The 5,297-nt window shown below is 54.4% G+C and carries 4 protein-coding genes and 1 pseudogene; 3 read left to right on the top strand and 2 right to left on the bottom strand.

All coding sequences use genetic code 11. The features are described 5' to 3' along the window. Nucleotides 1-435: pseudogene (locus H6F43_RS12605) on the top strand (elongation factor G); the annotation flags it as partial. Between the two features lie 182 nt (nt 436-617). Here the strand turns inward: H6F43_RS12605 and petH are convergent. Further along, nucleotides 618-1,859, bottom strand: coding sequence for a ferredoxin--NADP reductase (gene petH / locus H6F43_RS12600; protein ID WP_190343099.1), 1,242 nt, complete (start codon nt 1,857-1,859; stop codon nt 618-620). 232 nt (nt 1,860-2,091) lie between these two features. Continuing rightward, nucleotides 2,092-2,787 carry a tRNA (guanosine(37)-N1)-methyltransferase TrmD gene (trmD, locus tag H6F43_RS12595; RefSeq protein ID WP_190343100.1) on the bottom strand — a complete coding sequence of 232 codons (696 nt, stop codon included), beginning with the start codon at nt 2,785-2,787 and terminating at the stop codon, nt 2,092-2,094. A gap of 311 nt (nt 2,788-3,098) precedes the next feature. Between trmD and H6F43_RS12590 the strand changes: the two genes are divergently transcribed. Further along, nucleotides 3,099-3,923: a cyanophycinase gene (locus H6F43_RS12590; RefSeq protein ID WP_190343098.1), complete on the top strand. Its 825-nt coding sequence runs from the start codon at nt 3,099-3,101 to the stop codon at nt 3,921-3,923. A gap of 266 nt (nt 3,924-4,189) precedes the next feature. Then, nucleotides 4,190-5,297 (top strand): ATP-grasp domain-containing protein (locus tag H6F43_RS12585; RefSeq protein WP_190343097.1); only part of this gene is annotated, 1,108 nt, incomplete at its 3' end.

The raw sequence follows: 5,297 nt of genomic DNA, 5'->3' as shown, positions 1-5,297 counted from the left end.
CTCGGCTTTCCGGTGGTGGATGTGTCAGTGACGCTGACCCACGGCTCCTACCACAACGTCGATAGCTCCGAGCAAGCCTTCAAGCAGGCAGCGCGATTGGCGATGCAGGAAGGGATGGTGCGGTGTCAGCCAACGCTGCTGGAACCGATTCTCAGCGTGTCCATCTCGGTGCCAGCTGACTACACGTCCAAGGTGCTGCGGTTGGTTAGCGGACGGCGTGGACAAATTCTCGGCTACGATGTCAAATCCGGCTGGGCTAGCTGGGACCAAATCGCCGCGCATATTCCCCAAGCGGAAATGCACGACCTGATTGTGGAGCTACGATCGCTGACGATGGGCGTTGGCTTTTTCCGGTGGCAGTACGACCACTTGCAGGAAGTTCCTGAAAAGCTGGCAGAACGAGTGCTGGCAATGTCCAGCAACGGTAAATCGTAGGGCGGCGATCGGTTGTAGGGTCGTCAATCTCTAAGCCCTCCCCAAGACCTCCGAGGTTTTGCAAAACCTCGGAGGTCTAAAATCTCGACTGAAATGATCGTCTCTTTTCCTGCCAACAAAAAACCGGACGATCGTTGCGATCGTCCGGTTTTTCAAACTAACAACTGATTGCTAACAGTTAATTAGTACGTTTCTACGTGCCAGCGCCCTTCCTTCTTAATAGCGCGCTGATACTCTTTCCACTCAACGCCCGCTTTCGCCGCTTCTGCTGACAGCGCGGCATCAATGCCGTCTTCCATTCCCTTCAGACCGCAAATGTAGGTATGCGTCTTCGGTTCCTGAATCAGCTTCCACAGTTCCTCCGCGTGCTCAGCAACGCGGTCTTGAATGTACATTCTGCCGCCCTGCGGGTTTTTCTGTTCCCGACTGATGGCATAGGTGAGACGGAAGTTATCGGGATACTTGCTCTGGATTTCTTCCAGCTCTTCCTTATACAGAATGTTCGGCGATGTCGGCACCCCAAAGATCAGCCAGGAGAATCCTTTGAACTGGTACTCAGGATTCGCTGCCCGCTCATTTTCTTTGAACATGCGCCACAGGTAGGCGCGGAACGGAGCAATTCCGGTTCCCGTTGCCAGCATGATCACTTTCGTGTCTTCGTCTTCAGGCAGGAGCATTTCCTTACCCGTCGGTCCGGTAATTTTGACTTCGGCACCGGGTTCTAGATTGCACAGATGAGTCGAGCAAACCCCGTAGACGGTTTCGCCCGTTTCAGGATGTTTGTACTCTAGCTGACGGACGCAGAGGGAAACCGTTTTGTCGTCTACGTCATCACCGTGACGAGTGGAGGCGATCGAATACAGTCTCAGCTTTTCGGGCTTACCGTTCTTGTCGGTGCCAGGAGGAATAATTCCGATACTTTGCCCTTCCAGATAGCGCAGATCGCCACCCGTCAGGTCAAACTTCACGTGGCGAACGGTACCAATGCCGCCTTCCTGAACTAATTCATCATTCGAGATACAGCGACCCACAAAGGGATTGTTGGGGCGGTAAATATTGACAGGAATGTCAGATTTAGCCTTGGCTTGTGTCATGGGCTTCTTCTCTTCTGCTGGCTTGTTACCCTCTCCAGCTTCTACTTTTACCGCAGGAGCCGTCTGTTCCACGGTAACGTTTCCATTAATTTCGGGATCACTGTCCAAAGGTTGAATGCTGACGATTTTGCCGCCCATGCGGGTGATTCGATGCATCTCTTCACTCATGCGGCTGTAAGGCACCGTGATGAACGTGCTGCCGCTCCGTCGAATCTCATAGTTCAGTCGGTCAGTTTCAGCATTCTGTCTCAGACCGACCACCTCATACCGGAACAGGCGGCTACCCGATGTCGTATTAGCAGCACTGCCCGCTGCGCTTGAATTGTACATTGATCCAAACTCTCCGAACTTGTCCTAACTTACTGTACTGTGCTGCATGGTGCTGATTTTAACCAGGAGATCGCCACCAAGCACCGGACCGGGATCAGCCACAATGGCTTTTAGCTACACCTGCTCCAAGGCGTTGCCTAGAGCGACGTAGCAATGATTATTAATAACCTTACAAAACAAGGGGAGCGAAGTCACGGGAACGGCTTGATGATCCCGGAAATTTCAGTATTTCTTAGCCCGACCCGCTTTCCTCCAGCCATCGATCGTACAAATCCGGGCGGCGATCGCGAGTGCGCTGAAGCTGTTGCTCTCTGCGCCAGCGGGCGATCGCCGCGTGGTTTCCTGACAGCAGCACATCCGGTACTGCCCAATCACGAAATATCGGCGGGCGCGTGTACTGCGGATAGTCCAGCAGCCCATCTTCAAAGCTTTCTGCTTTGAGCGAGTCTTCTTTTCCAACCGTTCCAGGCAGCAATCGGATCGTGCCATTTAGCAGCGCCAGTGCAGGAATTTCGCCGCAGGTCAGAACAAAATCGCCCAGCGACACTTCGCGAGTCACCAGGTTCAGCACGCGATCGTCCACCCCTTCGTAATGTCCACAGATGATGACAAGTTGGTCGTGCTGAGCAAAGGCTTGAAACATGCGCTGGTTCATGGTCTCTCCCTGCGGCGTCATCAACAGCACCTCACGACGCGGCAGCACAGGCAAGGATTCTACAGCAGCAAAAATCGGCTCCGGCTTCATTAGCATTCCGACACCGCCGCCGTAGGGTTCGTCATCCACGCGCCGATGCTTGTCTGTGGCAAAGTCTCGGGGATTGGTCAGATGCACGGCTGCGATTTGCTTTGCCAGCGCCTTTCCTAGCAGCCCAGAACTGAGCGGGGACGTAAAGAAGTCAGGAAACAGAGTGATAATATCGACGCGCATCATTTAGCCAAAAAAATTTTAGAATAACTTAACCTACCAACGCGGATGAAATGCCTTGTGTGGTTCCACGATCGGGGCACAGGCAATTGCAATCTGCGCTCGATCATGACAGATAGAGGTATTCTCTAATCTAATCGCCGTCTGAGCCAACTACTGCTTAGCCATCCTTAACCCACCCCTGACAGTCAGACGCACCTATGACAAAAAGCAGCGTTTCCACCTCAGTGATCAAATTTCTGGAGCGTTTGTTTCATCGGTCGCCTGCAAGCAGTTCTCCGCCGCAATCTGAGCTTGAATTTTCTGGAGAGAAGATGCCCCAGTCTACGAAAACAGCCATCATGGTGATTGGGGGAGCGGAAGATAAGGTGCATGGGCGGGAGATCCTTAGCAGCTTTTTTAGCCGCGCTGGATCAACCGATGCCCGCATTGCAATTATCCCGTCTGCTTCCCGTGAACCTGCCATTATTGGCGATCGCTACCGCACCATTTTTGAAGAAATGGGCGCAAAGGGCATCGAGATCCTAGATATTCAAGACCGTCATCACTGCGATGACCCAGCGCTGCAAAGCTACGTGGAAACCTGTACTGGCGTGTTTTTAACTGGAGGCGACCAACTGCGCTTGTGTAGCCTGCTCGCAGACACGCCAATTATGCAAACCGTGCGCCAGCGAGCGCAGCGGGGCGATATTACCCTGGCAGGAACTAGCGCGGGGGCCGCCGTAATGGGACACTATATGATCGCGGGCGGTGGCAGCGGCGAGTCGCCCAATCGATCGCTGGTGGATATGACAACGGGTTTGGGCATTATTCCAGAACTGCTGGTCGATCAGCACTTTCACAACCGCAACCGCATGGCGCGACTAATCAGCGCGGTGGCAGCGCACCCCGATCGACTAGGCGTGGGAATCGACGAAGATACCTGTGCAGTATTTGAAGGAGATGGAATTTTGCGGGTAATCGGACGGGGAACGGTAACAGTCGTTGACCCTGGCGAGATGTCTTATACCAATCATCCCCGCATTGGCGCAACTGATCCGATTAGCATTTGTAACCTACGGCTACATATTTTATGCCACAGCGATCGCTATGATTTGCGTAAGCGTGTCGCTTTGATTCCTGGCGACTTGCCTTGCTAGTCGTTTCGCCCACGGGAGCCACACGTTGCTAAGCCCGCAGTCTCAAGCCTTTTCGCCGCTCTGCCCATCTGCTGGGACGGTCGTCCTGGCGGCAAAACTGTTCATGGTGAACATAATACCAGCTTTTGATCGTTTGACATTGAATAGCTGGCTAAATTTATTCGGCAACTGGCTGGATCGCTGTAGCAACCCGCAGGTGTGACCTCCCTTTCAGAAAGCAAACAGACATTTGTATTTGCGATCGACATTCCCCTCTAACAAGACCCATGAAGATACTCAAAATCCAGACATTACACGGTCCTAACTACTGGAGCATTCGACGACAAAAACTCATTGTTATGCGTCTGGATCTGGAGGAACTGGCAGACAAACCCTCAAATGTTATTCCTGGCTTCTACGAGGGACTGACGCACGTGCTGCCCAGTTTAGTCGAGCACTTCTGCTCACCGGGCTGCCGAGGCGGATTCCTCAGCCGCGTGCGGGAAGGTACGATGATGGGGCACATCATCGAGCACGTGGCGCTAGAGTTACAGGAATTGGCGGGCATGTCTGTGGGCTTCGGGCGCACCCGCGAGACAGCCACTCCTGGAACGTACCAGGTTGTGTTGGAGTACCAGAACGAGCAGGCTGGGCGCTACGCCGCTCGGGCGGCAGTTCGGCTGTGCCAAAGCATCGTGGGTACGGGCACGTACCCGCTGGAGGAGCTAGAGCAAGACTTGACCGATCTGCGGACGCTGGCGGCGGATGCATCGCTGGGTCCCAGCACCGAGACGCTGGTGAAAGAAGCAGAGGCGCGCGGGATTCCCTGGTTTGAGTTGAGTGCCCGCGCCATGATTCAGTTCGGCTACGGCGTGCATCAAAAGCGAATTCAGGCGACGCTGAGCGATCGCACGGGCATTTTAGCCGTGGAGCTTGCCAGCGACAAGGAAGGCACCAAGCAGATTTTGCGGCAAGCTGGAGTGCCCGTTCCGCGTGGCGCCGTGATTAACTTTCTAGATGAACTGGAAGAAGCCATTCAGGAGGTGGGCGGCTACCCGATCGTGATCAAACCGCTGGACGGCAATCACGGGCGCGGCATCACAATCAATATTACGTCGTGGGAGCAGGCAGAAGAAGCCTACGACGCGGCGAAAGCGGTGTCGCGATCGGTGATCGTGGAGCGCTTCTACCAGGGACGCGACCACCGCGTTTTAGTGGTCAACGGTAAAGTTGTGGCGGTCGCAGAACGAGTGCCCGCTCACGTGGTTGGCGACGGCAGACTGACGATCGAGCAGCTGATCGACAAAACCAATCAGGACCCCCGCCGCGGCGACGGCCACGACAATGTCCTGACCAGAATTGAAGTCGATCGCACCACTTGGCAACTGCTGGATC

Source organism: Leptolyngbya sp. FACHB-36 (assembly GCF_014695955.1).
Lineage (GTDB): Bacteria > Cyanobacteriota > Cyanobacteriia > Leptolyngbyales > Leptolyngbyaceae > FACHB-36.
Note: the sequence above shows the minus strand (reverse complement) of the source record. Positions and strands in the feature narration are given on the sequence as shown.

Excerpts from the sequence above, each read along its gene's own strand:
- petH (WP_190343099.1), bottom strand. The coding sequence starts at position 1,859 with ATGTACAATTCAAGCGCAGCGGGCAGTGCTGCTAATACGACATCGGGT.
- trmD (WP_190343100.1), bottom strand. The coding sequence starts at position 2,787 with ATGCGCGTCGATATTATCACTCTGTTTCCTGACTTCTTTACGTCCCCG.
- H6F43_RS12590 (WP_190343098.1), top strand. The coding sequence starts at position 3,099 with ATGCCCCAGTCTACGAAAACAGCCATCATGGTGATTGGGGGAGCGGAA.